The sequence below is a fragment of the Bradyrhizobium sp. HKCCYLS1011 genome (genome assembly GCF_051167795.1).
Taxonomy (GTDB): Bacteria; Pseudomonadota; Alphaproteobacteria; order Rhizobiales; family Xanthobacteraceae; genus Bradyrhizobium.
The window spans coordinates 495,436-521,319 of record NZ_JBNPTT010000003.1; the positions used below are offsets into that span (position 1 = coordinate 495,436).

Sequence of the window (25,884 nt, forward strand, 5' to 3'; positions counted from 1 at the left end):
ATCATTGCGCTAGGCCAGTCTGAGCACTGCGATCAGAATCCCGATGAACGTGGCGGCGATGATCCACAGCGCGATGGCGCGCCAGCGGCTCTTCTTGCCCTCGGTGCGGCCCATGGCGGCGATCGACTCCGGTGAGAGCCGCAGGCCGTCGCGGGTCATGATCTCGAAATGCTCCAGCACCGAGGCGGCACGGTAGGCCAGCTCCGGCAACGTCGATGCCAGCCGCGCCAGATCGCCGACCCCGGAGGCCGCGCTCTGGATGCGGCCGATCGGCCCGAGATTGCGCTCGATCCATTCGCGTACCACGGGGTCGGCGACTTTCCAGATGTCGAGCCTGGGGTCGAATCCGCGTGCGACGCCTTCGACCACGACCATGGTCTTCTGCAGCAGGATGAGCTCCGGCCGGGTGCGCATGTCGAACAGGCCAGTGACCTCGAGCAGCAGCGTGAGCAGCTTGGCCATCGAGATCTCTTCGGCGGTGCGATTGTGGATCGGCTCACCGATAGCACGGATGGCTTGCGCGAAATTCTCCACCGAATGGTGTGGCGGCACATAGCCGGCTTCGAAATGCACCTCGGCCACGCGGCGATAGTCGCGGGTGATGAAGCCGAGCAGGATCTCGGCGAGGAAGCGCCGCTCCTTCAGGCCGAGCCGGCCCATGATGCCGAAATCGACCGCGACCAGCCGGCCTTCCTTGTCGAGGAACAGGTTGCCGGGATGCATATCGGCATGGAAGAAGCCGTCGCGCAGCGCATGGCGGAGAAAGCTCTGGATCACCTTGCGGCCCAGATCAGGCAGATCGACACCGGCCGCCTCCAGCCGCGCCCGGTCGTTCAGCGCAATGCCGTCGATCCATTCCATCGTGAGCACGTTGTGCGCGGTGCGGTCCCAGTCGACGGTCGGTACACGGAAGTCCGGGTCGTCTTTGGTGTTCTCCGCCATCTCAGAGAGCGCGGCCGCTTCGAGGCGGAGATCCATTTCCATCGCGACCGAGCGCGACATGGTGTTGATGACCTCGATCAGCCGGAGCCGGCGCGCTTCGGGCGAATGCGCCTCGGCCTTCTCGGCGACGAAGAAGAAGTCGGCGAGGTCGCGGCGGAAGCGCGAGGCGACATTGGGCCTGAGCACCTTGACCGCGACCGGCGTGCGGATGCCGTCGCGTTCGACCTCACCGCGGTGAACCTGTGCGATCGACGCCGCGGCAACCGGCGGGCCGAATTGGCAGAACACCTGGTGAATCGGGCGCTCGAGCGCGGTCGCGATCACCACTTCCGCTTCGATCTGCGAAAACGGCGGCAGCCGGTCCTGCAGCGCTTCCAGGTCGCGCGCCAGGACCACGCCGACGACGTCGGGTCGGGTTGCCAGGAATTGGCCGAGCTTCAGATAGGCCGGGCCCATGCGCTCCAGCGCCCGCGACAGCCGCGGGCCGGATTTGGCACCGTGCCGCTCGACCAGGCGGGCGAGCTTCAGCGCCCATTGACCAGGTGGCGCGACCAGGACCGGATCGACCACGCCGAACACGCCCTCGCGCGCGAAGACGAAGGCGGCCCGGGTGAGCCGCAGGATGTGGACAGATGCAGAGATCACAAACGCCAACCGGAATGGAGCGCGACGATGCCGCCGGAGAGGATCCGCCAGGAGACGCGGGAGAAGCCTGCGTTGGAGATCATCTCACCAAACAGGCTGGGGTTTGGAAACTTGCGGATCGACTCGACCAGATAGCGGTAGGACTCGGCATCACCGGTCACCGCGCGGCCGAGCTGCGGGATCACGTTGAAGGAGAACAGGTCATAGAGCCGGTCGAGGCCGGGCACCTGGACGGTCGAGAACTCCAGGCAGAGGAAGCGGCCGCCATGCTTCAGGACGCGATAGGCTTCGCGCAGAGCGAGATCGATCTGCGGCACGTTGCGGATGCCGAAGGCGATCGTATAGGCGTCGAACGAGCGGTCCGGGAAGGCAAGCGCCTCCGCATTGCCCTCGACGAAGGAGACCTTGTCCTCGAGATATTGCTTGAGCGCGCGCTGGCGTCCGACCTCGAGCATGTCGGTATTGATGTCGCAGACGGTGGCGTGGAAGCCCGGGCCCGCGGTTTTGGCTGCCCGGAATGAGATGTCGCCGGTGCCGCCGGCGACATCGAGCAGCGCGAACGGCTGATCGCCCTTCGGCGGGCTCAGCGCGTTGATCATGATGTCCTTCCAGACCCGGTGCAGTCCGCCCGACATCAGGTCGTTCATCAGGTCGTAGCGGGACGCCACGCTGTGAAATACGTCGTTTACCAACGTCTGCTTCTCGCCCAGGGGCACATCCCTGAAGCCGAAATGCGTGGTTTGGTCCGGCCGATCCATCACCCTACTCCGATACGGGACCATAGCGTGCCCGTTACAATGGCGCTATCACGTCACTTCGATAAGGTGAATGGCGACAGAGGTGAATTGATTGCCTGAACTGCCCGAAGTCGAAACGGTCCGCCGCGGCCTGCAGCCGGTGATGGAGGGGGCAAGGATCGTGGTTGCGGAGACCAGGCGCAAGGATTTGCGGTTTCCGTTCCAGAAGGATTTCGTCGCGCGCCTGACCGGCCAAACCGTGACGGGACTAGGCCGCCGCGCCAAATATCTGCTGGCCGATCTCGGCTCCGGCGACGTGCTCTTGATGCATCTCGGCATGTCCGGCTCGTTTCGCGTGCTCAAGCCGGATGACGCGACGACGCCAGGTGAATTTCATCATCCGCGCGGCAAGGACGAGAGCCACGACCACGTCATGTTTCGCATGTCGTCCGGGGCCGACATCGTGTTCAACGATCCGCGCCGCTTCGGCTACATGAAGGTGATTCCGCGCAACGCGTTGGACGGCGAGCCGCTCCTGAAGGACCTCGGGCCCGAGCCGCTCGGCAACGAATTCGATGCGGCGATGCTGGCGCGGTCGTGCGCCAACAAGAAGACCAGCCTGAAGGCCGCCCTGCTCGACCAGCGGGTGGTGGCGGGTCTGGGCAATATCTATGTCTGCGAGGCGCTGTTTCGCGCGCAGCTGTCGCCGCGGCGGCTCGCCGCGACACTGGCGACGAAGAAAGCCGAGCCCACCGAACGCGCCGGGAAACTGGTCGAGGCGATCCATGCGGTGCTGAACGAGGCGATCAAGGCCGGCGGATCGTCATTGCGCGACCATCGCCAGACGAGCGGCGAGCTCGGCTACTTCCAGCATTCGTTCCAGGTCTATGATCGGGAAGGCCAGCCCTGTCGCACCAGGGGTTGTGACGGCGTGGTCAAGCGATTCACCCAGAACGGACGCTCGACCTTCTGGTGCCCGAAGTGCCAGAAGTAACGAATTCCGGATGGGTGACGCGCAGGCTTCGTCGCCCGGGCGCCGATTGAATCTCCTTGCGCCGCGCCTAGATCCTCCTGCAGGTCTGTCAAGCGGAGGTTGCTATGAGCGCTCGACCGACGGCATGGCTGGTCTTTGTCGCATTCATCATCGTGCTCGCGTTGGGAACAGGTTTTCCCGGCGTGGGGCGAGCGCTCCAATATGGTCTTTGGGGACTCTGGCTCGCGATGATGGCGCTGTTTCTTTTGCGCTACGCGCGTGAGCCCTCGCAGGCGGATCGTATCCGCCTGATCGATTCGCGTGGCATCGACCTCTTGCCCCGCGCCTTACGCCTATGGCTGTTCGACGATCGCTAATGCGCCGCAGCTGCAAAATTAACCCAGAACGGACGCTCGACCTTCCGGGATCTGAAGTGCCAGAAGGGAGCGCCCGTTCTGGGCCGGGGCTGCCCGTGTCTCACGCGACGCGCGTGAGAGGTCCCTGCGAAGGTGATCCTATAAACCGGTGTCCCAGGTGATGTTGCTGTCGGCCCAGGTGGGATAGGCGCGCGCCGCGGTGGCTTCATGCTCCTCGACCGTCGGCCGAAGCAGGATGGGGAATTGGACCTCCATCAGCTCGTTCGCCTCCTGCACCACCTGATCGCCGGCGACCTTGCCGAGGGTCCAGCGCCACAGGCTGCGGATTTCCTGCGCGCATTTGCCGTCGGGCGCGAATTCGTTGACGCCGAGGCCGGCAGCAAGCGCATCCTGATGGTCGTTGCGCATCATGATGAAGGGCTGTGCCAACACTTCGGCGATGTCGCGCGGAGCGTCATTGTCGAGCGCCGTGGTGGCGTCGCTGACGCGATGGCCGCCGCGGATCGGCGTCTGGTTGAGCACGAAGGCAAACGCTTTGCGCCAGGCGCGCACCACGCTCAATGTCGGTGCGGTGGCTTCGATGTCGGCGACGCTCGGGCGGGTCGGGATCAGGCAGAGATCGCAATGGCGGATCGCAGCCGTCGTCGCCGCGTTGATGCCGCTTGCGGTATCGATGATACAGACCGTCACACCCCCGCGCGCGAGCGCCTCCAGGCGCTGTTCGATCATCTTGGCGTCGTACACGGCTTCGACGATGGGCTCGGCCTGATGGCGCCTGGCCTGCCATTTCGACAACGTGCCCTGACGGTCGGTCTCGATCACGCGCACATTGTGTCCGGCCTCTTGAGCGGCCACGGCGAGGCCCATGGCCAGCGTGCTCTTGCCGCTGCCGCCTTTCTGGGTGGCCAGAACGATCGTATACATCGGGAGACAGTCCTTCGGATGTTGACGGAACTTGATGGGAACGCCAGCTGAGTTGCACCGCGCAACTCGCGATGCGGAGCTATTCTCGCTCAGGACGGTCCCGGTCCGATCCAAAGGAAATTGGAATCGCGGTGGTCCGAATCAGCACGCCAACAAAACTGACCGAACTATGTCATGCCTCGGTGATGTCTTCACATTCCGGTTGACTACGGCAGGACTCGTTCTGAGTTGATAGCAAGGTGCGTCGGGGTCCAACGGCTTAACGCGCCGCCGATCGGGCGCTCGGGACCTTAAAAGCCGTGCCGCGATGATCTGGTCTTCGCTGGCTACAGGCTCCGCAACGCCAAGAGCTTCCTAATTTTTTGTAAAATGACTTGCTTAATTTTGGGTAAACGGAGCCCATCCGGCGTGCCGGTTTGAGTAGATCACAACCGGTGATTGAGGCGCTCCGAGCCAGCGTTCCGGCGCCAACAGCGTCGTGCGCGTCGGGCCCGGTCGCGGGCTATTTTCGCACGCAGATCACCCGCAGGGTGGCGGCCCTGGCGTCCGATGACTTGCCATCGATGCTGACGCCGTTGCCGGTGAGGAAGGCGCGCACGATCTCGCCAGGCACCAGGACGGCCTGCGGGTTCGGAACCGTCGTCGCGCCGGCGACCGTCGTCTGTTTCGTAAGCGCAAGGCCGGCGAATTTGCCGTTGGCATCGAGCGCTGCTGCGCCGGAAAAGCCGAGCCCCAACGCAGGCGCCAGCGGAGCCTCGCCGTCTCCGGCGGAGGCCACCTGGGCCTTGATGCTGCTGACCGCCGCGCCTCCGCCCTGACTTTGCGGATCGACGATGCCGATAATGTCCAGGCTGGATTTGGCGCTGCCGGGGGCAAGATTGAGCGGCATCAGCCCGCGCGCGCCATAGACGCGCAACAGCGCCAGGCCGTGCTCCTTGTCCTCGGCCACGCGGTCGGCATGGCCGATGCCCGCGATCGTGATCGCCAGACACCCATCGGTGATCTCGCGGTCGGTGACGACGGCACCATCCGCGCTGACTACGACGCCGGTGCCATAGTCGACCATACGCCGCGGCGGAGGCGATGCAGTGGGTGTGGGGAACGCGTTGAATGCGCTCGACATCGCGATCACCACCGGCCCGACCGTGGTCTCCATCGTCTGGTCGTAGAGGATGGTGAGAATGCGCACCTCGTCGCCCTTGGAGGTGCCGCGGATGTAGAACTTCTGCTGGCCCTGCTGGCCTGAGAGCACGAAGAAATCCGGCTTCACCGCCGTGTAGTCGACCGTGCGTCCGGCCGGCTCCGTCTTCTCGCGCTCGGCCAGCGCTGCCGTGGTCGGATTCGCCTCCTTGCGCCGCGCAAGGACGATTTGCACGGTTCCGGTCGGCGAATTCCATTTGGATCCATTGGCGTCACTGGCCTGCTGGGGCACCAGCTTGGTCGGAATTCCGACACGTGCACCCGTCACAGGCTCGGTGACGATTTTCCAGCCGACGCTCTCCTGTTTGCGCCGCGCGCTATCCGCGAGCACGCTGCGTTCCTGCGGATTGAGCAAACCGGTCGGCTTGCCGCCTTTCAGCTTCTGATACTCCTTGACCGCATTGACCATGCGATCACTGGCCTCGCCGGTGATTGCGCCGTTGTATTGCCCGACCCAGGCAAGATCGGATTGCAGCGCGAGCCGTTCGGCCTGGGCCATCGCATTGGCGGTACCGGCCGGCGCCTGCACCGCAGGTCGCACCGGCACGGTCGCGACCGTCTTGGGCTTGGCGCCTGTGGAAGCTGGCGGGGTCATCTGCGCCAGCGCCGGCGCGCCGCAGAGCAGCACGGTTGCGGAGATCGATGTTGCCCAGCCCAGCAGTCTCATGACAAATCCCAAGCTCTTGCGGCGGCGAAATCCAGCCACATCTGCTTGGTCGGTCGAATCGAGCCTGGGTTCAGGCACGTGAAGGGCGCGCCGTTCTGGATTCTGCGAGGGACTGGTCAGACGATGCTGAGCGAGGAAGAACTTGAGCGCTATGCCCGCCACATCGTTCTGCGCGACGTTGGCGGGCCCGGGCAGGCCGCGCTGAAGCGGGCCTCGGTGCTGGTGATCGGCGCCGGCGGGCTCGGTGCGCCGGCCTTGATGTATCTCGCCGCCGCCGGGGTCGGCACGCTCGGCGTCGTCGATGACGACGTCGTCTCGCTCTCCAACCTGCAACGCCAGGTGATCCATGCGACGCCCGACATCGGCCGGCCGAAAATCGAGAGCGCCGCCGAGCGGATCACTGCGCTCAATCCGCATGTCGATGTCGTTGCGCATCGCACCTGGCTCAACGCCGACAACGCGCTCGATCTGATCGGTGGCTATGATCTCGTGCTCGATGGCTCCGACAATTTCGAAACGCGCTATCTGGTGTCGGACGCCTGCTTCCTGACCAAGAAGCCCTTGATCACGGGCGCGCTCGGCACCTTCGATGCCTCGCTGACGACGATCCGTGCACACGAGACCAATGCGCAAGGTGTTTTCAATCCGACTTATCGTTGTCTGTTCCCAGAGCCGCCGCCGCCCGGCACAGTGCCGGCCTGCGCCGAGGCAGGCGTCATGGGCGCGCTGGCCGGCGTGTTGGGCTCGATGATGGCGCTGGAAGCCATTCGCGAGATCGTCGGCTTCGGCGAGGGCCTGGTCGGACGGCTCCTGATGTTGGATGCGCGCACCATGCGCTTCGAGACGTTGCGCTACGGCCGCGATCCAAGCAACCCGCTCAACGGCGATGGTCCGGTGATCGCCGATCTGAGCGCGCATCGCTGACTGGCTCTTCGGTCCAACATGGCGCCGAGATGCAGATCGGCCGCGCTGCACCTCACGCGCTCAGATCCACTGCCGCCTGCAGCGTGCCGCCATTCAACGACAGCTCGCCCGCCGCACCCTTGATGGTCGCGATGTTGTTCGCGTAAGCCTGCCATATCGCGTCGTGGCCGTTGGAGTTCGTCTTCATGTAGTTGGCGATTTGCTTGCCGATGGCGTTGGAGAGCTCCGTATTGGAGATCTTCCGATACTCGTTTGCAAGCGCAGGATCAGCGGCGAAGACGGCATCGATCTTGTCCGCATCCTTGGTGCCGGTCTCGGCTTTGACTTCGCCATCGGCCCCGACCGTCAGATTGATGGCGTGTGAGGTGTCCACGCCGGCCTCCCGAAGGCGTCGCGAGAGGTTGCTCGCGAAAGCCTGTTCTTCCTGCGGGCTGGCAAACAACAGGCTCAAGCCCGAGCCGAGGACCGTTGGCGCGGCCTTGTCGGAGGGGGAAACATCCGAAGTCGTCGCAGGCGGCTGATCCGTGCCTGAGGAAAGCGCGCTGCCGAAATCGCCATCATTGGCGCCCTGGCTGGCCGAGCGGAGATTGGTGCGCGAGGTTGCAGAGCCGACGGCGTCGATCATGGTCTTCCCTTCATGCAAGAATTGCCGGACAGCAAAGGCGCAATGGGAGCCTTTTGCCCGGTGCCGGTCGATTTGAATTCCTACCCCGCGACCCGCCAATTCGCTCCTGGTGGTCCGACGCCGACATTCGCTGCGTTTTCGAAGCCGCGTTTGCGAATGTCGGTGTCAAAACTGCCATGAGCTTACTCAGCGAGCCGCAATCTGTTGGAATCCCGCGCGCCTTGCGAGATCCGTTACTTGCTGGCCAGACACGCTGGAGCAAGAGCGGTGCCAGTGCACCGTGAGACGAAGCGACGCGTCAGGCCGTCGCCGACCGCTCGCTGTCCATGTGCACGAGCTGCGCGGCCTGATAGCGCGCGCCGGCCGCAATCCCGGGCGGGAACGCCTTGTCGAGCTCGGCGAGCTGCACCGCAGTCAGCTTCACGTCGAACGCGCCGAGCGCTTCCGACAGGCGATCGCGACGCCTGGCGCCGACCAGCGGGACAATATCGTCGCCATGATCTTGGCCTTGCGCTGCGACCCAGGCGATCGCGACCTGGGCTGGGGACGCGCCGATGTCATCGGCGATCCCCCGCAAGGTCTCGACGAGGGCGAGGTTCTTGCCGAGATTGTCGCTGGAGAAGCGTGGGGCGCTGCTGCGGAAATCGCTGACCGCGCGATCCTTCGACCAGTGGCCGCTGATCAGGCCGCGCGACAGCACGCCATAGGCGGTGATGCCGATACCGAGCTCGCGGCAGGTCTTGAGGATGTCGCTCTCGATGCCGCGCGAGATCAGCGAGTATTCGATCTGCAGATCGGAAATCGGGTGCACCTTGTGGGCGCGGCGGATCGTCTCGGAGCCGACTTCGGAGAGGCCGATATGCTTGATGTAGCCGGCCTGCTTCAGCTCCGCCATGGCGCCGACGGTCTCCTCGATCGGCACCGCCGGATCGAGCCGCGCGGGGCGATAGATGTCGATCGCTTCGACGCCGAGCCGCTGCAGCGAGTAGGCCAGGAAGGTGCGGATGGCTGCGGGACGGCTGTCATAGCCGAGCCAGCTCTTGTCCGGGCCGCGCAGCGCGCCGAATTTCACCGAGATCTGCACGTTGTGCCGTCCGACTAACGCGAGCGCCTCGCGGATCAGCATCTCGTTGTGGCCCATGCCGTAGAAATCGCCGGTGTCGAGCAGGGTGATGCCGGCATCGAGCGCGGCATGGATGGTCGCAATGCTCTCGGACCGGTCGGCCGGACCGTAAAAGTCCGACATGCCCATGCAGCCAAGACCAATGGCGGACACAGTGGGGCCAGTCGCACCGAGCTGACGGGTTTTCATGATTGTTCTCCTTCGCTGTAACGGCAGCCGCGGCGGGCCGCCTGGACAACGCGGATATCGGCCCATTTCCTTGGTTCGATAAGCTGGACAATTGCGAATGCAGTGTTCAGATTGGCGAACAATGAGAGAGCCCGACCTGCGCGATCTCCAGGCCTTCGTCGCGGTCGCCCGCAGCGGCAATTTCCGCCGTGCGGCGCGTGAGCAGGGGGTTGCCGTCTCGAGCCTGAGCCAGCGTCTCAAAGACCTGGAAGAACAGCTCGGGGTGCGGTTGCTGAACCGGACGACGCGCAGCCTGGCGCTGACCGAAGCCGGTGAATTGCTGCTGGCGCGGCTCGGGCCGGCACTCGGCGAGGTCAGCGCCGCGATCGACCAGGTGCGCGGCTTGCACGAGGTCGCTGCCGGGCGGCTGCGGATCAACGCGCCCCCGCCGGCGGTCGATCTCGTGCTGGCGCCGATGGTGGCGCCGTTCCTGGCCGCCCATCCCCGGATCGAGCTCGAGATCGTGGCCGACAGCGGTTTCGTCGATATCGTGCGGGCCGGCTTCGATGCCGGCATCCGCTATGGCGAGCATCTGGCGCAGGACATGATCGCGGTCTCGCTTGGCGGCGAGCAGCGCTATGCCATCGTTGCTTCACCGCAATACGTGGCACGTCACGGGCGCCCCGCGCATCCGCGCGATCTGTTGCGGCATGCCTGCATTCGTACGCGGTTTTCGTCCGGAGCGATGCTGGACTGGGAGTTCGAGAAGGATGGCCATGTGATCAAGCTCTCGCCGCCCGCGCAGCTGATCGCGATCTATTCCGGGCTTGCGTTTCGCGCCGCATGTGACGGCGTCGGCTGCTGGGCGACCTTCGACGGCTATGTGCGCGAGGCCGTCGCCGCGGGCACGCTGGTCAGCGTGCTGGAAGACTGGTGCCCGCCGTTTCCCGGACCGTTTCTATATTATCCGAGCCGGCGCCAGCCGCCGCCGGCGCTCGCGGCTTTCGTCGCGTTCGTTGCGGAATGGCGGAAGCGTGGATCGACGGCCGGCTGACCTCGCTCAGTGTCGTCCCGGCGAACGCCCGGACCCATAATCCGTGAAGCTGACGTTGCGATGGCTGCAGCTCCAGCTTGCCTCAACCACGTTTGCTGGTGGGTATGGGTCCTCGCGTTCGCGAGGACGACACCCGCAGTGTGACGGCACCGACGCACATCATGACGTGCGCGATCACGACATCGAGGATGATGTAGAAGCCGTGGCCTACAGCATGCTCGGCAGCACGCGATCCGGCGGCTTGTGGTTGTCGAGGAAGGTCTTGATGTTGATGATGACCTTCTCGCCCATCTCGACCCGGCCCTCGATCGTGGCCGAGCCCATATGCGGCAGCAGCGTCACCTTTCCGGCCTTGGCGAGGCGAACCAGACGCGGATTGACCGCGGGCTCGTGCTCGAACACATCGAGCCCGGCGCCGGCGATATCACCGGCTTCGATCAGTTTCGTCATCGTCTCTTCGTCGATCACCTCGCCACGCGCGGTATTGACGATGTAGGCGTCCTTGCGGATCAGCTTCAGACGCCGCGCCGACAACAGGTGAAACGTCGCCGGCGTATGCGGACAATTCACCGAGATGATGTCCATGCGCGCCAGCATCTGATCGAGGCTTTCCCAATAGGTCGCGCCCAGCTCTTCGGCGATGCGCGGCGCCACCGGACGCCGGTTGTGGTAGTGGATCTGTAGGCCGAAGGCGCGGGCGCGGCGCGCCACCGCCTGGCCGATGCGCCCCATGCCGATGATGCCGAGCCGCTTGCCGCCGATGCGGTGGCCGAGCATCCAGGTCGGTGACCAGCCCGCCCAGTTCTTGCCCTCGGTCAGGATCGAGGCGCCTTCGATCAACCGCCGCGGCACGGCGAGAATCAGCGCCATGGTCATGTCGGCGGTGTCTTCGGTGAGCACCTTCGGCGTGTTTGTCACCGTGATGCCGCGCGCGACCGCTGCCGTTACGTCAATATTGTCGACACCGTTGCCGAAATTGGCAATCAGTCGCAGCTTGCCGTCGGACACATTCAGAATGTCGGCGCTGATGTGGTCGGTCACCGTAGGAACCAGCACGTCCGCGGTGCGCACGGCCTCCGCCAGCTGCTCCGTGCTCATCGGCTCGTCGTCGAGATTGAGCCTCGCGTCGAACAGCTCGCGCATGCGGGTTTCGATCGAGTCCGGCAGCTTGCGCGTGACGACGACGAGAGGCTTTTTCCTAACCGACATGTCCTGCTCTCATGAGATCCTTCAGACCTCATTAACCCGGTTCGCCGAAACTACCGTCGCAGCCTGTGCCGGCGTTCCCTGGGATGGTCTCCTCGGATCTGTGGTGGGTTCCCGATCCGTCCCTTGCAAGGAGTCGCCGGACGTTAAGCCGCGTCCTGGCCGTTGTGTCGGTCCTCTGTAGCAGAAGACCGGCTCAAGACAAGGCGCAGGACCAACCCCGGCAAGCCCCCGAACGTACAAGGGGGGTATCCGGCGGGGTCGATGGGGATTGGGCGAAAGATTGCATGCACTCGACTTGAGCCGAGGCGTCAATCTGACGAGGGAGAGTGAGTTGCGTTTGATGGCGTTGGGGCGTTTGTCTTCGTTCGTGCTGCTCGTCACGGGCTTGCTGGGCATTGCCGTCAGCCCGGATGCGTCGGCAAAGGATTCCACACCCACCACCAGCGGCCTGCCGGTGCCGCGCTATGTCAGCTTGAAATCCGACCACGTGAATGTGCGGGCCGGTCCGACCAAGGACAATGACGTGGCCTGGGTCTATACCCGCTCGGGTCTGCCGGTCGAGATCACCGCCGAATATGAGAACTGGCGCCGGGTACGCGATTCCGAAGGCGCCGAAGGTTGGGTGTATCACTCGCTGTTGTCGGGCCGCCGCACTGCGGTGGTGACCATGAAGAAGAAGGATGATCTCGCTTCGCTCTACGAGATCGCCGACCCGAAGAGTTCGGTGACGGCGCGCCTGCAGGCGGGCGTGATCGCGCAAGTGAAGAAATGCGATGGCGGCTGGTGCCACGTCGCCGGTAACGGCTTCGATGGCTGGATCGAGCAGCAGCGGCTCTGGGGCGTCTACGCCGACGAGCAGGTGAACTGAGGCGTTCTGCTTCAAAATCAAATGGCCGGGGCGAGCCCGGCCATGATGCAGACATTCTCGTTGTCGCGGTGTCTCAGCGTCGCTTGCGCAGGCGCACCACCATGTCGATCCGTGAAATTTCGTAACCCTCGGGAACCTCGGGCAGCTTGGTCAGCGCCAGATGCTGATCGGGAATGTCGACCAGCTCGTGATTGTTCTCGAGGTAGAAATGATGATGGGTGGTGACGTTGGTGTCGAAGTAGGTCTTGGTGCCGTCGACGCTGACCTGGCGCAGGAGGCCTGCGTCAGTGAGCTGGTTCAGCGTGTTGTAGACGGTTGCCAGCGACACCGGAACCTTGGCCAGCGTCGCTTCCTCGTAGAGCATTTCTGCGGTCAAATGCCGCGCGCCCTTGCCGAACAACAGCCAGCCCAGCGCCATGCGCTGGCGCGTCGGACGCAGGCCGGCGGCCTGCAGCATTTCATTCACGTCGTGCCAGGGACAGCCGTTAAGCGCAGGCTCCCGCGCCTTTCCCGCCCTTTCATGGCCGGACCGGTCATCCCTCACGATCGATGCGTTGCCGCTCGCGTCCACTTCAAGCACCGCAATTCATACTTACCCGCTTTGATATATGGAGAGGAAATGCTTCACATGCAAGCGCTTCGCAACTGACCCTATCTAGAACGCCCCTAAATTGCACTGGCGTCCTGGGCGCTGCGGTTTGGATGCGGCGATTTACCTGGATCACGGCGCTTTGCCACGGAGCGCCCCTATGTTAGAGAGCGGCCGGACCGGAATGGCCCGTTTCGGCAAGGGCTGGTGTGGCGGATCGGACATTTACTTGTCGGAGCCGGGGCACGAGCGCCATCTTGCCTTGAGCTTGCCGTCTGGCGTCGCTGTCGTCAGGTGTTTGCCTAAAGGTATTTTTGCCTCATGGAGCCTGGCACAAGCTGTCCGTGCCGAGTTTGGTAAACGGGTGCTTGAACGGCGACACAGGTCCGATTTCGCGCAAAAATCTCCATCGGAGATCGTTGAGGAGACTATTTGAGCATGCTGGATCGGCGCGGCAGTTATGAATACGAGGATCTGCTGGCTTGCGGGCGTGGCGAGCTGTTTGGGCCCGGCAATGCCCAGCTGCCGCTGCCGCCGATGCTGATGTTCGACCGCATCACGGAAATTACCCAAACGGGCGGTGAATTCGGCAAGGGCCTGGTGCGGGCCGAGCTCGACGTCAACCCGGATCTCTGGTTCTTCAGCTGCCATTTCAAGAACGACCCGGTGATGCCGGGTTGCCTCGGCCTGGATGCGCTGTGGCAGATGGTGGGTTTCTACCTCGGCTGGATCGGCGGTGAAGGCCGCGGCCGGGCGCTCGGCCTGGGTGAGCTGAAATTTTCCGGCCAGATCATGCCGACGGTCCGCAAGGTTGTGTACCAAGTCGACATCAAGCGCGTGATGCGCTCAAAGCTGGTGCTCGGTATTGCCGACGGGTGGCTTTCCATGGACGGCGAGATTATCTATCGCGCCAAGGATCTGAAGGTCGGCTTGTTCAAGCAAGGGGCCGCGCCGTCTTGAACCGGCGGAGGGCCAAGATAGACATTGGAGCAGGCGTGATCGCGCAAGAAAAGGTTAGGGCGAGGCGGACATGAGGCGGGTTGTCATCACCGGGATGGGCATCGTCTCATCGATCGGCAACAACACTCAGGAAGTGCTGGCGAGCCTCTATGAGGCGAAGTCGGGCATTACCCGTGCCGAGAAATATGCGGAGCTCGGTTTCCGTTCGCAGGTGCAGGGCGCGCCGACCCTGGATCCGTCCGATGTCGTCGATCGCCGCGCGATGCGCTTTCTTGGCCAAGGCGCGGCCTGGAATCATGTCGCGATGGAGCAGGCGATCCTGGATTCCGGGCTGGAAGCGAACGAGGTTTCCAACGTCAGAACCGGCATCATCATGGGCTCCGGCGGGCCTTCGACCCGCACCCTGGTGGAAGCCGCCGATATCACCCGCACCAAGGGGCCGAAGCGCGTCGGGCCTTTCGCAGTGCCGAAGGCGATGTCGTCGACGGCCTCCGCCACGCTGGCGACCTGGTTCAAGATCAAGGGCGTGAACTACTCGATCTCGTCGGCCTGCGCGACCTCGAATCACTGCATCGGAAATGCCTACGAGATGATCCAGTACGGCAAGCAGGACATGATGTTTGCCGGCGGCTGCGAGGAGCTTGACTGGAGCCTGTCGGTGCTGTTCGACGCGATGGGTGCGATGTCGTCCAAGCACAACGAAACGCCGGCAACAGCCTCGCGTCCCTATGACGTCACGCGCGACGGTTTCGTGATCGCCGGCGGCGCCGGCGTCGTGGTGCTGGAGGAGCTTGAGCGCGCCAAGGCGCGCGGCGCCAAGATCTATGCCGAGCTCGTCGGTTATGGCGCGACCTCCGACGGCTATGACATGGTCGCTCCGTCCGGCGAAGGGGCGGAGCGCTGCATGCAGATGGCGCTGTCGACGGTGAAGACCAGGATCGACTACATCAACCCGCATGCCACCTCGACTCCGGCCGGTGATCCGCCGGAGATCGAAGCGATCCGCAAGGTGTTCGGCACCGGCGAGAAGTGCCCGCCGATCGCGGCCACCAAGGCGCTCACCGGCCACTCGCTCGGCGCCACCGGCGTGCAGGAGGCGATCTACTCGCTTCTGATGATGAAGAACGGTTTCATCTGCGAAAGCGCCAACATCACCGAGCTCGATCCGGCGTTTGCGGACATGCCGATCGTGCGCAAGCGCATCGACAACGCCAAGCTCGGCACCGTGCTGTCGAACTCGTTCGGGTTCGGCGGTACCAACGCCACGCTCGTCTTCAAGCAGCTCGACGCCTAAGAATCTGATCGTGCTGATCGCGGTTGATGACATCGATTGGCACGACGGGATTCTCATCGACGTTCAAGTGTCTGGGCTGGCGCAGGAGAGTCAGGAACTTAGGTTGATTCTTGACCTCTACAGCGGCAAGAGCGCAGACAGTGGGCGCAAGCGCTATCTCTGCACCGGCATGAGTCTCGCGCGATTTTTGTTGAGCGGAGATGTTGTTAGGCTTCTACGCAACCGATCTGCTGGAAACATCGACTTCATGCGTCTACATACAACGGCCGACACTGAGATTCTGGTCGTTTGTATGTTTGGCGGCATGATCGAAGCTGAAGCGGCTTCGTTTAGACTTACGGAAATTCCGTCATGACCCTATTGATGAACGGCAAGCGCGGGCTGATCATGGGCGTCGCCAATGATCATTCGATCGCCTGGGGCATCGCCAGGACGCTCGCCGCCCACGGCGCACAGATGGCCTTCACCTATCAGGGTGACGCGCAGGCCAGGCGGCTGCGGCCGCTGGCGCAGACGGTCGGATCGGACATCGTGCTGCCCTGCGACGTCGAGGACATCACGAGCGTCGATAGTGTGTTCGAGGCGCTGAGCAAGGTGTGGGGCCGCCTCGATTTTCTCGTTCATGCCATCGGCTTCACCGACAAGAACGAGCTTCGCGGGCGATATGCCGACACCACCCGCGAGAATTTCCTGCGCACGATGCTGATCTCCTGCTTCTCCTTTACCGAGGTGGCGAAGCGTGCCGTGTCCTTGATGACCGAGGGCGGGTCGATGATCACGCTGACCTATGGCGCTGCGATGCGGGCGATGCCGAACTACAATGTGATGGGCGTCGCGAAGGCGGCGTTGGAGTCTTCGGTCCGCTATCTCGCAGCCGATTTCGGTCCGCAGCGGATTCGCGTGAACGCAATCTCCGCGGGGCCGGTGCGCACGCTCGCGGGCTCCGTGATTGGCGATGCGCGGGCGATGTTCGCGTTCCAGCAGAAGCACTCCCCGCTCGGCCGCGGCGTCACGCTGGACGAGCTCGGCGGCTCCGCGCTTTATCTGCTGTCCGATCTCGCCGGCGGCGTCACCGGCGAGATCCACTACGTCGATTCCGGGTTCAACGTGGTGCTGCAGCCACGGCCGGAGAACCTGCCATCGGAATAGTGGTTACTAACCCGGACGCCATCTTCTCGGCGCGCTGGAATGCAGGCCGCGCTGCACAGCGCGCGATATAGGCCTCGAACGATGGCTGCGACGGCACCATCTTGAAGATGCGGATCGCAAAGTTCAGCCCGGAGCCGATCACGACGTCGGCCGCGGAAAAATTCTCGCCGAGAATCCAGGGGCCGTTCGCCAGCGTCCGGTCGAGCACGTCGAACACGCGCGTCGCCTCGCCCCATCCCGCGGCGACCGGGTTCATCTCGAGCTTGGTCGCGACCTGCACGATCGCCGGCTCGATGCAGCCGGGGGCGAAGAACAGCCATTGGAGATATTTCGCCCGCTTGGGATCGCCGATCTCGGGCGCGAGCTTCGCGTCCGGACAGCGCTCGGCGACATAGGCGCAGATCGCCGCCGCCTCGGCCAAGCTCGCCTCGCCGTCCTTCAGCGCGGGCACCTTACCCATTGGATTGATCGCGAGATAATCCGGTGCCTTCTGTGCGCCGGTGGTGACATCGACGAGAACCCGCTCATAGGGCTGACCGGTTTCTTCCAACATCCAGAGCGCGGTGAACGAGCGCGTGCGCGGTGCCCAATAGAGCTGCATCATGGCTGAATCCTCCTGGGTTGTTAGTTCAGTGGGAACAGGCTGCGCGGTTACGGGCTCAATGCGTCTCCAGGTATTTTGGCAAGTCACGGTCGAGCTTGTCGGCAACAAGCGTCCGGATTCGCTCCCGGAGGAGGGGACTGTTCGAAGCGGCCGAGGGAGGATCGGGAAAATCCGCATTGTCGAGCTTCTTGAGAGGATCCTCAGTGATCCTCATAGACTCCGCAAGTCTTGCGCCGGTATCCGCAGCAAAGCTGGTGATCCGCTCGTAGGACTTTCCATCGATCAGGCTGATGGCGATGTTCGCAAACAGATGCGAGTGCCTGATGAGCTGTCCGAGGCCTTGATTGTAGGTCCCGATCCCGTTCACGACGAGACGGGTGCCAGGGATTTCTCCCTTGAACTTGGTTACGACCAGATAGCGCTCGCAATTCGCATTCGCGGTCACGTCGCGGACAATAGCCGGGAGGCTCTCATGCGGATCGGGCAGGAATCTTGATTTTGGATTGTAGTACGGCTCGAACGCTCCTTTCGGATAGGTGATCCTTCGGACATTTGGATCGCCGCGGGTCGCGGCGCGTACGCGTGCGACCACAAGGTCATCGAGTCCCCACCCCGCGATCGGTACTTCGTTCACCTCGGTCTCGAATATCGTTACGCCGAATTTGTCCACCTCAAAGCGGTCTTCAACGACCGAGATTACGCCGAGGGTGCAGGGACCGCTTTGCACCGCGGCGGCGGGTTTAGCCCCGCTCTTGGCCTTGCTCGCCGACTTCTTTGCGGCCGTTTTGGCCGGTGCCGCTGATGTGGCTTGGGATGAGGATACCTGCGCTGAAGGGGCTTGGGTTGAGGGAGCTTGGGCGGATGCAGGGACCGACCACCAAGAGGCAATGAACACAACAAGCGCAACACGCAGCATGATTAGACCCGCGGCGGACTGCCGCCTCTGATGAAACGAGTTATTCCGGCCTCGTGAAACTAGAGCGTGTTCATGGAACCGGCAAGCGGAACGTTGTGCACGCATGCATCAGGCGTTTTCAGCCGGGCACCGCCAGCGATAATATTTCATCATCCGGCCGTGCGAGGGCTCGACCTCTTCCCCCTCGAACACGAAGCCCTCGCGCTCGTACCAGCGCCAGGCCTTTTCGTTTGCGCGCACGCAGCGCAGCCAGATCTCATTCGGTAGCAATTCGCGGGTGAAGGCGAGGAGCTGCCGGCCGAGCGATCGGCCCTGACAGGCCGGCGCGATCATGAGCTGATCGAGATAGAGTTTCGGCACGTGCACGGCCAGCATCGCGGCGAGCTCGCCGGCATCGTCGGCGACATAAAGGCTCCAGCCGTTCGCCATTTCGCGCGGTAGCCGCTCTTTCAGATAGGTGAGCAGCGTCTCGCTCGGCAACGACGCCGATTTGTCCGCCGAAGCCCTTGCATCGCTTGCGCTCGCAACGATGGCGGAGCTTGGCCTTCCTTGAGTCGATCGCTGCGACGGTCACACCACCAAAAAAAGGGCGACCCGAATGGGCCGCCCTTGATGTCGTCGATCGTGGCTGCGGCTTACTCGCCGGCGGCCTCGCGCGGCGCGTCGGCCGCTTCCTTGGCTTCCGCCTTCTGCTTGGCTTCGAGGTCCTCGCCGGTGGCCTGGTCGACCGCCTTCATCGACAGCCTAGTCTTGCCGCGATCGTCGAAGCCGAGCAGCTTGACCTTGACCTTGTCGCCTTCCTTGACGACGTCGGTGGTCTTCTGCACCCGCTTGTCGGCGAGCTGAGAGATGTGGACGAGGCCGTCACGTGAGCCGAAGAAGTTCACGAAGGCGCCGAACTCCATCACCTTGACCACGACGCCGTCATAGATCTGGCCGACCTCAGGATCGGAGGCGATCGACTTGATCCACTTGATCGCGGCCTTCATCGCCTCGCCGTCGTTGGAGGCGACCTTCACGGTGCCGTCGTCCTCGATGTTGACCTTGGCGCCGGTCTTCTCGACGATCTCGCGGATCACCTTGCCGCCGGTGCCGATCACTTCGCGAATCTTGTCGGTCGCGATCTTGAAGGTCTCGATGCGCGGCGCATATTCGCCGAGCTCGGCGCGGGCGGCGGTCAACGCCTTCGCCATCTCGCCGAGGATGTGGATGCGGCCGTCTCTGGCCTGCGCCAGCGCCACCCGCATGATCTCCTCGGTAATGCCCTCGATCTTGATGTCCATCTGCAGCGAGGTGATGCCGCCTTCGGTGCCCGCGACCTTGAAGTCCATGTCGCCGAGATGGTCCTCGTCGCCGAGGATGTCCGACAGCACCGCGTAGCGCTTGTCTTCCAGGATCAGGCCCATGGCGATGCCCGCGGTCGGCCGCTTCAGCGGCACGCCGGCATCCATCAACGCCAGCGACGAGCCGCAGACGGTCGCCATCGACGAGGAGCCGTTGGACTCGGTGATCTCCGAGACGACGCGCACCGTGTAGGGGAATTCATGGTGCGGCGGCAGCACCGGGTGGATGGCGCGCCAGGCCAGCTTGCCGTGGCCGATCTCGCGGCGCTTGGTGCCGCCGAGGCGGCCGGTCTCGCCGACCGAATAGGGCGGGAAGTTGTAGTGCAGCAGGAACGTCTCCTTGTACGTTCCCGACAGCGCGTCGATGTACTGCTCGTCCTCGCCGGTGCCGAGCGTGGTGACCACCAGCGCCTGGGTCTCGCCGCGGGTGAACAGCGCCGAGCCGTGGGCGCGCGGCAGCACGCCGACCTCGCAGACGATGTTGCGGACGGTCTTGACGTCGCGGCCGTCGATACGGCGGCCGGTGTCGAGAATGTTCCAGCGGACGATCTTGGCCTCGAGCTCCTTGAAGACGTCAGCGACGCGGAGCTTCTCGTATTTCGGCTCGGCGCCTTCAGGGAAGAAGTGCGCCATCACCTTCTCTTTGGCGGCGCCGACGGCGGCATAGCGCTCCTGCTTGACCGGAATCGCATAGGCCTTGCGCAGCTCCTGCTCAGCGATGCCGAGCATCTCCTTCTCGAGCTCGCCATTGTCGATGACCGTAACTTCGCGCGGCTCCTTGGCCGCCTTCTCGGCGAGCTCGATGATCGCGTTGATCACCGGCTGGAAGTGGCGGTGACCGAACATCACCGCGCCGAGCATGATGTCCTCGTTGAGCTCCTTGGCCTCCGATTCCACCATCAGCACGGCGTCGGAGGTGCCGGCGACGACGAGGTCGAGCTGGGTGTCGGCCATCTCGTCGAGCGTCGGGTTGAGGATGTACTCGTCATTGGCGAAGCCGACGCGGGCGGCGCCGATCGGGCCCTTGAACGGCACGCCGGACAGCGTCAGCGCGGCCGAGGCCGCAACCATCGCCAGCACGTCCGGATCGTTCTCCATGTCGTGCGACAGGGTGGTGATGATCACCTGGGTCTCGTTGCGCCAGGCATCGACGAACAGCGGGCGGATCGGGCGGTCGATCAGGCGGGAGACCAGCGTCTCCTTCTCGGTCGGGCGTCCCTCGCGCTTGAAATAGCCGCCGGGAATGCGGCCCGCGGCATAGGCCTTTTCCTGGTAGTCGACGGTCAGCGGCAGGAAGTCGACTCCCTCGCGCGGCGCCTTGGCCGCGACGACGGTCGCGAGCACCACGGTCTCGCCATAGGTGGCGACCACGGCGCCGTCGGCCTGGCGAGCGATCTTGCCGGTTTCTAGCTTGAGGGGCCGTCCACCCCAGTCGATCTCAACGGAATGCGTCGTAAACATCGGTATCTTCTTTCTTCGGATTGACGAAGGAGGACGCTCCAGAAACAAAAAAACCATGCGCAAGATGGCAGGACGCTGACGTGCGATCAGCGCCCTGCGATCCTGCCATGGTTTTTATCTTTCGGATGGCGTCCATCCTTTCGGTAAGTAACGGGCACCTTGCCCGTCACGCCCAGCGGCCGGATTGCTGCTGGACATACTGCATGAACTGTGGGCGGCCCGGTTGAGACAGCGGCCTGCTGTTCCTCGCCGATCACGCCCAACGACACGAACCCGCGCCTGACAGCCGCGAACCGGCGGCTTTCGCAAGTTCATGCAAAAACGCGCGCCACATTGCGCGCGTCATTCCAAACACAGCCTTAACGGCGAATGTTGTGCTTCTCGATCAGCGCCTTGTAGCGCGCCTCATCGGTCCGCTTCAGGTAGTCGAGCAGCGAGCGGCGCGTCGAGACCAGCTTCAACAGGCCACGGCGCGAATGATTGTCCTTGCCGTGGGTCTTGAAATGGCCGGTGAGGTTGGTGATGCGTTCCGAGAGGATCGCGACCTGAACCTCGGGCGAGCCGGTGTCGCCAGGCTTAGTGGCATTGTCCTTGATGACTTCCGCTTTGCGTTCTGCGGTAATCGACATCGTCAATCTCTTTCGTTGCGACCGGTGCTGGCAGTCAGTCCGGTCAGGTTGAACACGCGCTTGGGGATGAGTTCGCCATTGCCAATTTCGGCAAGCGCCAGAAGGCGGCCTGCGACCGTGACATAGACTGTGCCGCTACTATTGGGCGCATCCCGTCCGCGCAACAAAACGGCCTGGCCCCGGTGGAGCCTTGCCGCATCAGCCCGAGTGACGGCCAGTGCCGGGATGTCGTCCAGCGCGGTCTCAACGGGCAAAAGCGCGTCGGCGAGGCTACCCTCGCCGGACGCGGCTCTATTGCATAAAGCCTCCAACTGTTCCAGCGGAATCATGTCGTTCTCGGTAAACGGACCGACCAGGGTCCTCCGGAGCGCGCAGATATGGCCGTAGCAGCCGAGCAGGCGGCCGATGTCGCGGGCCAGCGCCCGGACATAGGTTCCTTTGCCGCATTCGGCCTCGAACACCGAATGCGAGTTATCTATCTGTTCTACAAGCGTTAATTCGTGAATCTCGACCGGGCGGGGGGCCAGCTCGACGACCTCGCCGTCCCGCGCCAGGTCATAAGCGCGTTCGCCCTGAACCTTGATCGCCGAATAGCGCGGCGGAACCTGTGCGATCAGCCCGGTGAACTGCGGCAGCAGCGCCTGAATCGCATCTGCGTTCGGTCTGAGCTCGCTGGTGTGCACCACCCGGCCCTCGGTGTCGTCAGTGTCGCGCTCCTCGCCCCAGCACACGGTGAAGCGGTAGCGCTTGCGGCCGTCCATTACAAAGGGAACGGTCTTGGTGGCCTCACCCAGCGCGATCGGCAGACCGCCGGAGGCAAGCGGATCGAGGGTACCGGCATGTCCGGCCCGCTTGGCCTGGAACAGCCGCTTGACGACCGCCACCGCCTGCGTCGAGGTCATGCCGATCGGTTTGTCGAGCACCACCCAACCGTGAATGTCGCGGCGATCGCGTCGCGGCTGGTTGCCCTGACGCTGCTTGTTGCGCGGATCATTGTTGTCGCGCGGCGGCGTGCGTACTTCGATGGATTTGTTAAGTCGGATTTCGCCGGCTTCGACTTCTGGTGCAATGCCGGCACCGGTTTCCGGGGGAATGTTCATCAGTTGTCTTCCGAATCCGAATGAAGATCTTTTTGCACCGCTGGCGTTCGCAATAATTTCTCGATCCGTTCCGCCTCGTCGAATCGTTCGTCGACGCGGAAGCGAATCTCGGGTGCAAATTTCAGGTTAACGCGACGCGCGATCTCTCCGCGCAAAGTCTTCTTGTTGCGCTCCAGCGCCGCGAGCACGATCTCCGTGTCGCGTCCTCCGAGCGGCATCACGTAAATGGTGGCAAGTTTCAAGTCGGGCGACATCCGGACTTCGGGCACCGTAATGATGTGGCCCTCAAGGTCCGGGTCATGCGCGCTACCGTGCGAAAGAATCTCGGCAACAGCGTGGCGCACGGTCTCGGCCACGCGCAGCTGGCGCTGCGAGCCGCCGGAAGCTGCGCTTCCTTTTTGATGATGGCGAGGCATTTTGCAAAAATCCAATTGGCAATCGCCCGCTGAAACGCGGGTGATCGAGCCCATGTTGGTTGAGTTCAACGACGCGGGCTTTTGTTCAACGGTCTGTCGAGTTCAAAAGCTGCGTCGCGTTCAAAAAACTACGAACGCCCCGCGAGAAGCGGGGCAATCGCAGTCAGGTTCCAACGCTCGTAAGATTTGGACTTACAGCGAGCGCTGGATCGTCTCCACGCGATAACACTCGATCACGTCGCCGACACGCATGTCGCCATAGCTCTCGAACGCCATGCCGCATTCCTGGCCGGCCTGCACTTCCTTCACTTCGTCCTTGAAGCGCTTCAGCGTCGACAGCTTGCCCTCGTGAACCACGACGTTGTCGCGGATCAGGCGGACATTGGCGCCGCGTTCGACGGTGCCGTCGGTGACCCGGCAGCCCGCGACCTTGCCGACCTTGGAGATGTTGAAGATCTCCAGGATCTGCGCGTTGCCGAGCATGGTTTCTCGAAGCGTAGGAGCAAGGAGACCGCTCATCGCCTTCTTCACGTCATCCACGAGATCGTAGATGATGTTGTAGTAGCGGATCTCGATGCCGTTGCGCTTGGCGGCCGCGGCCGCCTCCTTGTTGGCGCGGACGGAGAAGCCGATGATCGCGGCGTTGAAGCCTTCCGCGAGCGTGACGTCGGACTCGCTGATGCCGCCGACGCCGGCATGCAGGATGCGGGCGGCGACCTCCTCGGTGCCGAGCTTCTCCAGCGAGCCGAGAATGGCTTCGAGCGAGCCCTGCACGTCGGCCTTGATGACCAGCGGGAATTCCTTGCGGCCCGCCGTCTTCAATTGCGACATCATCTGCTCGAGCGAGCCGCGCATGCCGGAAATGTTGGCGGCGGCATTCTCGCGCTTCTGGTGCGCACGGTAGCTGGTGATCTGGCGGGCGCGGGCCTCGTTCTCGACCACGGCGAGACGATCGCCGGCTTCTGGCGGGCCGTTGAAGCCGAGCACCTCCACCGGCACGGCCGGACCGGCCTCCTCCAGGGTCTCGCCCTGGTCGGAGATCAGCGCGCGGACGCGGCCCATCTCGGCGCCGGCGACGATTATGTCACCGACATGCAGCGTGCCGCGCTGGACCAGCACGGTCGCGACCGGGCCGCGGCCGCGATCGAGCTTGGCTTCGATGACGGTGCCTTCCGCCGGACGATGCGAGTTGGTCTTCAGATCGAGAATTTCGGCCTGCAGCGCGATCATCTCGAGCAGACGATCGAGATTGGTCTTGTTCTTTGCGGAGACCTCGACGTCGACCACGTCGCCGCCGAGCGATTCGACCTGCACCTCGTGCTGCAGCAGCTCGGTGCGGACGCGCTCGGGACGTGCGTCGGGCTTGTCGATCTTGTTGATCGCGACGATCATCGGCACCTTGGCCGCCTTGGCGTGGTTGATGGCCTCGATCGTCTGCGGCATGACGCCGTCATCGGCCGCGACCACCAGCACGACGATGTCGGTGACCTTGGCGCCGCGGGCACGCATCGCGGTGAACGCGGCGTGGCCGGGCGTGTCGATGAAGGTGATCTTCTTGCCGCTATCCGGCGCGGTCACCTGATAGGCGCCGATGTGCTGCGTGATGCCGCCGGCTTCGCCGGAGACCACATTGGCGTGGCGCAGTGCATCGAGCAGCGAGGTCTTGCCGTGGTCGACATGGCCCATCACGGTCACGACCGGCGAGCGCGGCTCGGTATCAGTCGAATCGTCGACGACATCGAACAGGCCTTCTTCCACGTCCGACGCGGCGACGCGCTTGACGGTGTGGCCGAGCTCCTCGGCGATCAGCTGCGCAGTGTCGGCGTCGATCACATCGGTGATCTTGTGCATCGCGCCCTGCCGCATCAGCAGGCGGATGACGTCGACCGCGCGCTCCGACATGCGGTTCGCCAGCTCCTGGATCGTGATCGCTTCCGGAATCGTCACCTCGCGGATCAGCTTTTCCTTCTGGTCGTTCGCGGAATGACCCTTCAGGCGCTGGGTGCGGCGGCGGAAGGACGCGATCGAGCGCTCGCGCACATCGTCGGCGTTCAGCGCCGTGACGACGGTCAAGCGGCCGCGCTGCTTCTGGGGGGCCGGCTTGTGGGTGGTCTTCGGCGCAGCGACAGGACGGGCCGCGCCGCCGGGACCACGGCGGATCTGGCGCGGACCCTCATCCTCCTCGGGTTCTGCAGCAACGCCAGGCGCCCGACCGAGAGGGCCTCCCGCGGGCCTGGCGGCGGCGGGACGCGCGCCAGCCGGCTGCGCCGTTCCAGGGCGGGCACCGGGGCCCCCTGCGGGCCGGGCGCCGGGGGCGCCGCCGGTCTGGGGTCGGGCCGTCGCGGCCGCTGGGCGGGCCGTCGCGGCCGTTGTCGGTTGCGGTGCTGCTGCCGCGGCGGCCTGCGGGCGCGCTTCACCTTCGCCAAACCGCTTCTTGGCCTCGAGCTCGGCCTTCCGCTTGGCTTCTTCTTCGTGGCGGTGGCGCTCTTCTTCGGCCTTGCGACGGGCTTCGGCAGCCTCGCGCTCAGCGCGTTCAGCAGCCTCGCGCTCGGCGCGGCGGCGGGCTTCCTCTTCGGCCTGACGGCGCTCCTCGACATCGCGCTGACGCGCGTCCGCCAGCGCGCTGGCGCGTGCGGAGCGCTCGTCCTCGGTCAGCGTACGCAGCACCACGCCCGATCCGCCGCGCTGCGCCGGACCTGATGGCCGCGGTCCCGAAGGCCGTGGGGCAGGGGCGGGCGGCGCCTTGGCAACGATCGGCTCGGGCGCATGCGGCGCCTCAGGCCCGCCATCGCCCACCCGGCGCTTGGTGCCGCGCTTCTCGACCACCACCTGTTTGCTCCGGCCGTGTGGGAAGCTCTGGCGCACCGTGCCAGTCTCGACGCGCGGCTTCAGCGTCAAGGTCTTGCTCGGGACACTCAGTTTCTTGTCGCCCGGAGTGTTGTTGTCGGCCATTCAGTCGTCCTAATCCTGTTACCTTCGTGCGGCAA

Annotated in this window: 25 protein-coding genes; 9 read left to right on the forward strand and 16 right to left on the reverse strand. The window is 64.1% G+C overall.

Annotation, left to right across the window (positions count from 1 at the left end; genetic code table 11):
• Nucleotides 1-9: 9 nt before the first annotated feature.
• Together ubiB and ubiE are read right to left on the reverse strand one after the other, a co-directional pair.
• Nucleotides 10-1,587, reverse strand: a complete 1,578-nt coding sequence (ubiB, locus tag ACQR1W_RS11205) for a 2-polyprenylphenol 6-hydroxylase (protein WP_008969672.1) — start codon at nt 1,585-1,587, stop codon at nt 10-12.
• A complete protein-coding gene (gene ubiE, locus ACQR1W_RS11210) occupies nt 1,584-2,345 on the reverse strand; it encodes a bifunctional demethylmenaquinone methyltransferase/2-methoxy-6-polyprenyl-1,4-benzoquinol methylase UbiE (protein ID WP_434850819.1) in 762 nt (253 codons plus the stop codon). Before ubiE ends, ubiB begins: the two co-directional genes overlap by 4 nt.
• A 91-nt stretch (nt 2,346-2,436) precedes the next feature.
• Here ubiE and mutM point away from each other — a divergent pair, with 91 nt between their 5' ends.
• Together mutM and ACQR1W_RS11220 are read left to right on the forward strand one after the other, a co-directional pair.
• Nucleotides 2,437-3,318, forward strand: coding sequence for a bifunctional DNA-formamidopyrimidine glycosylase/DNA-(apurinic or apyrimidinic site) lyase (gene mutM, locus ACQR1W_RS11215; protein WP_434850820.1), 882 nt, complete (start codon nt 2,437-2,439; stop codon nt 3,316-3,318).
• A 104-nt stretch (nt 3,319-3,422) separates the two neighbouring features.
• The gene (locus ACQR1W_RS11220; RefSeq protein ID WP_434850821.1) at nt 3,423-3,674 is read left to right on the forward strand and encodes a hypothetical protein; all 252 of its coding nucleotides are present in this window, start codon (nt 3,423-3,425) and stop codon (nt 3,672-3,674) included.
• A 138-nt stretch (nt 3,675-3,812) separates the two neighbouring features.
• Here ACQR1W_RS11220 and ACQR1W_RS11225 read toward each other — a convergent pair whose 3' ends face one another.
• On the reverse strand, nt 3,813-4,598 hold the full coding sequence (locus ACQR1W_RS11225) for an AAA family ATPase (protein WP_434850822.1): 786 nt from the start codon (nt 4,596-4,598) through the stop codon (nt 3,813-3,815).
• A 502-nt stretch (nt 4,599-5,100) separates the two neighbouring features.
• Nucleotides 5,101-6,465: a serine protease gene (locus ACQR1W_RS11230; RefSeq protein WP_434850823.1), complete on the reverse strand. Its 1,365-nt coding sequence runs from the start codon at nt 6,463-6,465 to the stop codon at nt 5,101-5,103.
• Nucleotides 6,466-6,588: 123 nt separating this feature from the next.
• Between ACQR1W_RS11230 and ACQR1W_RS11235 the strand changes: the two genes are divergently transcribed.
• Nucleotides 6,589-7,389, forward strand: a complete 801-nt coding sequence (locus ACQR1W_RS11235) for a HesA/MoeB/ThiF family protein (RefSeq protein ID WP_434850824.1) — start codon at nt 6,589-6,591, stop codon at nt 7,387-7,389.
• 52 nt (nt 7,390-7,441) lie between these two features.
• On the opposite strand, the gene ACQR1W_RS11240 is transcribed toward ACQR1W_RS11235, so the two are convergent.
• Together ACQR1W_RS11240 and ACQR1W_RS11245 are read right to left on the reverse strand one after the other, a co-directional pair.
• The gene (locus ACQR1W_RS11240) at nt 7,442-8,014 is read right to left on the reverse strand and encodes a hypothetical protein (protein ID WP_434850825.1); all 573 of its coding nucleotides are present in this window, start codon (nt 8,012-8,014) and stop codon (nt 7,442-7,444) included.
• A 298-nt stretch (nt 8,015-8,312) separates the two neighbouring features.
• A complete protein-coding gene (locus tag ACQR1W_RS11245) occupies nt 8,313-9,326 on the reverse strand; it encodes an aldo/keto reductase (RefSeq protein ID WP_434850826.1) in 1,014 nt (337 codons plus the stop codon).
• A 121-nt stretch (nt 9,327-9,447) separates the two neighbouring features.
• On the opposite strand from ACQR1W_RS11245, the gene ACQR1W_RS11250 reads away from it, so the two are divergent.
• Entirely contained in the window at nt 9,448-10,359 is a 912-nt protein-coding gene (locus tag ACQR1W_RS11250) for a LysR family transcriptional regulator (protein WP_434850827.1), read from the forward strand.
• A gap of 207 nt (nt 10,360-10,566) precedes the next feature.
• Here ACQR1W_RS11250 and ACQR1W_RS11255 read toward each other — a convergent pair whose 3' ends face one another.
• The gene (locus ACQR1W_RS11255) at nt 10,567-11,568 is read right to left on the reverse strand and encodes a 2-hydroxyacid dehydrogenase (protein ID WP_008968215.1); all 1,002 of its coding nucleotides are present in this window, start codon (nt 11,566-11,568) and stop codon (nt 10,567-10,569) included.
• 340 nt (nt 11,569-11,908) lie between these two features.
• On the opposite strand from ACQR1W_RS11255, the gene ACQR1W_RS11260 reads away from it, so the two are divergent.
• On the forward strand, nt 11,909-12,436 hold the full coding sequence (locus ACQR1W_RS11260; RefSeq protein WP_434850828.1) for an SH3 domain-containing protein: 528 nt from the start codon (nt 11,909-11,911) through the stop codon (nt 12,434-12,436).
• A gap of 73 nt (nt 12,437-12,509) precedes the next feature.
• Here the strand turns inward: ACQR1W_RS11260 and irrA are convergent, their stop codons facing one another.
• The gene (gene irrA, locus ACQR1W_RS11265) at nt 12,510-12,983 is read right to left on the reverse strand and encodes an iron response transcriptional regulator IrrA (protein ID WP_434851148.1); all 474 of its coding nucleotides are present in this window, start codon (nt 12,981-12,983) and stop codon (nt 12,510-12,512) included.
• A 480-nt stretch (nt 12,984-13,463) separates the two neighbouring features.
• Between irrA and fabA the strand changes: the two genes are divergently transcribed.
• From fabA to fabI, 4 genes are all read left to right on the forward strand, one after another.
• Complete coding sequence (gene fabA / locus ACQR1W_RS11270; RefSeq protein ID WP_434851149.1) at nt 13,464-13,985, forward strand: bifunctional 3-hydroxydecanoyl-ACP dehydratase/trans-2-decenoyl-ACP isomerase; 522 nt, start codon at nt 13,464-13,466, stop codon at nt 13,983-13,985.
• Nucleotides 13,986-14,055: 70 nt separating this feature from the next.
• Nucleotides 14,056-15,279, forward strand: a complete 1,224-nt coding sequence (gene fabB / locus ACQR1W_RS11275) for a beta-ketoacyl-ACP synthase I (RefSeq protein WP_434850829.1) — start codon at nt 14,056-14,058, stop codon at nt 15,277-15,279.
• A gap of 10 nt (nt 15,280-15,289) precedes the next feature.
• On the forward strand, nt 15,290-15,634 hold the full coding sequence (locus ACQR1W_RS11280) for a hypothetical protein (protein ID WP_434850830.1): 345 nt from the start codon (nt 15,290-15,292) through the stop codon (nt 15,632-15,634).
• Nucleotides 15,631-16,428 (forward strand): enoyl-ACP reductase FabI, encoded by a 798-nt coding sequence (fabI, locus tag ACQR1W_RS11285; protein ID WP_434850831.1) that lies wholly within the window; start codon nt 15,631-15,633, stop codon nt 16,426-16,428. Before ACQR1W_RS11280 ends, fabI begins: the two co-directional genes overlap by 4 nt.
• On the opposite strand, the gene ACQR1W_RS11290 is transcribed toward fabI, so the two are convergent.
• The 8 genes from ACQR1W_RS11290 to infB form a co-directional block, all read right to left on the reverse strand.
• Nucleotides 16,382-17,032, reverse strand: a complete 651-nt coding sequence (locus tag ACQR1W_RS11290) for a glutathione S-transferase family protein (RefSeq protein ID WP_434850832.1) — start codon at nt 17,030-17,032, stop codon at nt 16,382-16,384. The genes fabI and ACQR1W_RS11290 overlap by 47 nt on opposite strands.
• 55 nt (nt 17,033-17,087) lie before the next feature.
• Nucleotides 17,088-17,948 (reverse strand): hypothetical protein, encoded by an 861-nt coding sequence (locus tag ACQR1W_RS11295; RefSeq protein WP_434850833.1) that lies wholly within the window; start codon nt 17,946-17,948, stop codon nt 17,088-17,090.
• A gap of 108 nt (nt 17,949-18,056) precedes the next feature.
• Nucleotides 18,057-18,428 (reverse strand): GNAT family N-acetyltransferase, encoded by a 372-nt coding sequence (locus ACQR1W_RS11300; protein WP_434850834.1) that lies wholly within the window; start codon nt 18,426-18,428, stop codon nt 18,057-18,059.
• A 155-nt stretch (nt 18,429-18,583) separates the two neighbouring features.
• The gene (gene pnp, locus ACQR1W_RS11305) at nt 18,584-20,752 is read right to left on the reverse strand and encodes a polyribonucleotide nucleotidyltransferase (protein ID WP_434850835.1); all 2,169 of its coding nucleotides are present in this window, start codon (nt 20,750-20,752) and stop codon (nt 18,584-18,586) included.
• Between the two features lie 359 nt (nt 20,753-21,111).
• A complete protein-coding gene (rpsO, locus tag ACQR1W_RS11310) occupies nt 21,112-21,381 on the reverse strand; it encodes a 30S ribosomal protein S15 (RefSeq protein WP_434850836.1) in 270 nt (89 codons plus the stop codon).
• A gap of 2 nt (nt 21,382-21,383) precedes the next feature.
• The gene (truB, locus tag ACQR1W_RS11315) at nt 21,384-22,481 is read right to left on the reverse strand and encodes a tRNA pseudouridine(55) synthase TruB (RefSeq protein WP_434850837.1); all 1,098 of its coding nucleotides are present in this window, start codon (nt 22,479-22,481) and stop codon (nt 21,384-21,386) included.
• On the reverse strand, nt 22,481-22,897 hold the full coding sequence (rbfA, locus tag ACQR1W_RS11320) for a 30S ribosome-binding factor RbfA (protein WP_008968203.1): 417 nt from the start codon (nt 22,895-22,897) through the stop codon (nt 22,481-22,483). Before rbfA ends, truB begins: the two co-directional genes overlap by 1 nt.
• A 192-nt stretch (nt 22,898-23,089) precedes the next feature.
• Nucleotides 23,090-25,849 (reverse strand): translation initiation factor IF-2, encoded by a 2,760-nt coding sequence (gene infB, locus ACQR1W_RS11325; RefSeq protein ID WP_434850838.1) that lies wholly within the window; start codon nt 25,847-25,849, stop codon nt 23,090-23,092.
• Nucleotides 25,850-25,884 lie beyond the last annotated feature (35 nt).

What these genes read in the sequence shown, in the direction of transcription:
- ubiE (WP_434850819.1), bottom strand. Translation starts at nt 2,345, where the DNA reads ATGGATCGGCCGGACCAAACCACGCATTTCGGCTTCAGGGATGTGCCC.
- ACQR1W_RS11220 (WP_434850821.1), top strand. Translation starts at nt 3,423, where the DNA reads ATGAGCGCTCGACCGACGGCATGGCTGGTCTTTGTCGCATTCATCATC.
- ACQR1W_RS11225 (WP_434850822.1), bottom strand. Translation starts at nt 4,598, where the DNA reads ATGTATACGATCGTTCTGGCCACCCAGAAAGGCGGCAGCGGCAAGAGC.
- ACQR1W_RS11230 (WP_434850823.1), bottom strand. Translation starts at nt 6,465, where the DNA reads ATGAGACTGCTGGGCTGGGCAACATCGATCTCCGCAACCGTGCTGCTC.
- ACQR1W_RS11235 (WP_434850824.1), top strand. Translation starts at nt 6,589, where the DNA reads ATGCTGAGCGAGGAAGAACTTGAGCGCTATGCCCGCCACATCGTTCTG.
- ACQR1W_RS11240 (WP_434850825.1), bottom strand. Translation starts at nt 8,014, where the DNA reads ATGATCGACGCCGTCGGCTCTGCAACCTCGCGCACCAATCTCCGCTCG.
- ACQR1W_RS11245 (WP_434850826.1), bottom strand. Translation starts at nt 9,326, where the DNA reads ATGAAAACCCGTCAGCTCGGTGCGACTGGCCCCACTGTGTCCGCCATT.
- ACQR1W_RS11250 (WP_434850827.1), top strand. Translation starts at nt 9,448, where the DNA reads ATGAGAGAGCCCGACCTGCGCGATCTCCAGGCCTTCGTCGCGGTCGCC.
- ACQR1W_RS11255 (WP_008968215.1), bottom strand. Translation starts at nt 11,568, where the DNA reads ATGTCGGTTAGGAAAAAGCCTCTCGTCGTCGTCACGCGCAAGCTGCCG.
- ACQR1W_RS11260 (WP_434850828.1), top strand. Translation starts at nt 11,909, where the DNA reads ATGGCGTTGGGGCGTTTGTCTTCGTTCGTGCTGCTCGTCACGGGCTTG.
- fabA (WP_434851149.1), top strand. Translation starts at nt 13,464, where the DNA reads ATGCTGGATCGGCGCGGCAGTTATGAATACGAGGATCTGCTGGCTTGC.
- fabB (WP_434850829.1), top strand. Translation starts at nt 14,056, where the DNA reads ATGAGGCGGGTTGTCATCACCGGGATGGGCATCGTCTCATCGATCGGC.
- fabI (WP_434850831.1), top strand. Translation starts at nt 15,631, where the DNA reads ATGACCCTATTGATGAACGGCAAGCGCGGGCTGATCATGGGCGTCGCC.
- ACQR1W_RS11290 (WP_434850832.1), bottom strand. Translation starts at nt 17,032, where the DNA reads ATGATGCAGCTCTATTGGGCACCGCGCACGCGCTCGTTCACCGCGCTC.
- ACQR1W_RS11295 (WP_434850833.1), bottom strand. Translation starts at nt 17,948, where the DNA reads ATGCTGCGTGTTGCGCTTGTTGTGTTCATTGCCTCTTGGTGGTCGGTC.
- pnp (WP_434850835.1), bottom strand. Translation starts at nt 20,752, where the DNA reads ATGTTTACGACGCATTCCGTTGAGATCGACTGGGGTGGACGGCCCCTC.
- rpsO (WP_434850836.1), bottom strand. Translation starts at nt 21,381, where the DNA reads ATGTCGATTACCGCAGAACGCAAAGCGGAAGTCATCAAGGACAATGCC.
- truB (WP_434850837.1), bottom strand. Translation starts at nt 22,481, where the DNA reads ATGAACATTCCCCCGGAAACCGGTGCCGGCATTGCACCAGAAGTCGAA.
- rbfA (WP_008968203.1), bottom strand. Translation starts at nt 22,897, where the DNA reads ATGCCTCGCCATCATCAAAAAGGAAGCGCAGCTTCCGGCGGCTCGCAG.
- infB (WP_434850838.1), bottom strand. Translation starts at nt 25,849, where the DNA reads ATGGCCGACAACAACACTCCGGGCGACAAGAAACTGAGTGTCCCGAGC.